We start from the raw sequence: 1,897 nt of genomic DNA, 5'->3' as shown, positions 1-1,897 counted from the left end.
ATTGTTGTAAACGTCGTTGGCCGGAGTTTCGAAAACTACAGTTCCGCTGGACTTGCCCGCTTCGATATTGATCGTCTGACCGTTGCTCAAGGTAACCGTCACCGCAGTTTGCGCCGGGTTAGTCAGCGTGGCGGTGTAAGTAATGTTGCCGCCTTCAACGACCGAGTTATCGGCAGTCAGAGTGACGGTAGTGGTATCAATCGAGTCGGTGATGGTGGTCACTGCTGGCGCTGGGTTGGTTGCCAGGTTTTCGAAGTTACCGCCAGTGGCATTGGTGATCGTCGTATTGACGGTCGAACCGTTGTTGTAAACGTCGTTGGCCGGAGTTTCGAAAACCACAGTTCCGCTTGACTTGCCCGCTTCGATGTTGATCGTCTGGCCGTTGCTCAAGGTAACCGTCACAGCGGTTTGCGCTGGATTGGTCAGCGTAGCGGTGTAGATAATGTTGCCGCCTTCAACGACCGATGGATCCGCCGTCAGAGTGACGGTGGTGGTGTCGATCGAATCAGTAATCGTGGTGGTCGCTGGCGCTGGGTTGGTCGCCAGGTTCTCGAAGTTGCCACCGGTAGCGTTGGTGATCGTCGTGTTGACGGTCGAACCGTTGTTGTAAACATCGTTAGCCGGGGTTTCAAACACCACCGAGCCTGCAGATTTACCGGCCTCAATGACGATCGTCTGACCATTAGAAAGCGTCACAGTCACCGCAGTTTGCGCCGGGTTAGTCAGCGTAGCGGTGTAAGTAATATTGCCGCCTTCAACGACCGATTGATCAGCCGTCAAAGTGACGGTGGTGGTGTCGATCGAATCAGTAATCGTGGTGGTGGCTGGCGCTGGGTTTGTTGCCAGGTTTTCGAAGTTGCCACCGGTAGCGTTGGTGATCGTCGTATTGACGGTCGAACCGTTGTTGTAGACGTCGTTAGCCGGAGTCTCAAACACTACAGTGCCGCTGGACTTGCCCGCTTCGATGTTGATCGTCTGACCGTTGCTCAATGTCACGGTAACCGCAGTCTGCGCCGGGTTTGTCAGCGTAGCGGTGTAAGTAATGTTGCCGCCTTCAACGACCGAAGGATCCGCCGTCAGAGTGACAGTGGTGGTGTCGATCGAGTCGGTGATCGTGGTGACCGCTGGGGCAGTACCTGGAACCAAGTTCTCAAAGTTACCGCCAGTTGCACTGGTAATAGTGGTGCTGACAGTCGAACCGTTGTTGTAGACGTCGTTAGCCGGAGTTTCAAACACCACCGAGCCCGCAGATTTACCGGCTTCGATAACAATGGTCTGGCCGTTGCTCAAGGTAACCGTCACAGCGGTTTGCGCTGGGTTAGTCAGCGTGGCGGTGTAAGTAATGTTGCCGCCTTCAACGACCGATGGATCAGCCGTCAAAGTGACGGTAGTGGTATCAATCGAGTCGGTGATCGTGGTGACCGCAGGTGTAGTGCTCGGCACCAAGTTCTCGAAGTTACCGCCGGTGGCGTTGGTGATCGTTGTGTTGACGGTCGAACCGTTGTTGTAGACATCGTTAGCCGGAGTTTCAAACACCACCGAGCCTGCAGATTTACCGGCTTCGATAACGATGGTCTGGCCATTGCTCAGCGTCACGGTGACCGGAGTTTGCGCCGGGTTGGTCAACGTGGCGGTGTAAGTGATATTGCCGCCTTCAACGACCGAGTTATCGGCAGTCAACGTAACGGTAGTGGTATCAACCGAATCGGTAATCGTAGTGATCGCAGGTGTAGTGCTCGGCACCAAGTTCTCGAAGTTACCGCCAGTTGCACCGGTAATAGTGGTGCTGACAGTCGAACCATTGTTGTAAACGTCGTTAGCCGGGGTTTCAAAGACTACCGAGCCTGCAGATTTGCCGGCTTCGATGACGATGGTCTGGCCATTAGAAAGCGTCACA

Annotated in this window: 1 protein-coding gene; it reads right to left on the bottom strand. The window is 54.6% G+C overall.

Annotated features, from left to right (window positions below; genetic code table 11):
- On the bottom strand, nt 1-1,897 hold a 1,897-nt coding region (locus L8K08_RS30140), incomplete at both ends, for an immunoglobulin-like domain-containing protein (RefSeq protein WP_347341038.1).

This window comes from Pseudomonas sp. TREG-RG-20F-10-E-6-01, from assembly GCF_022662455.1.
Classification (GTDB): Bacteria; Pseudomonadota; Gammaproteobacteria; order Pseudomonadales; family Pseudomonadaceae; genus Aquipseudomonas.
This window is presented reverse-complemented; position numbering and strand designations above follow the sequence as displayed.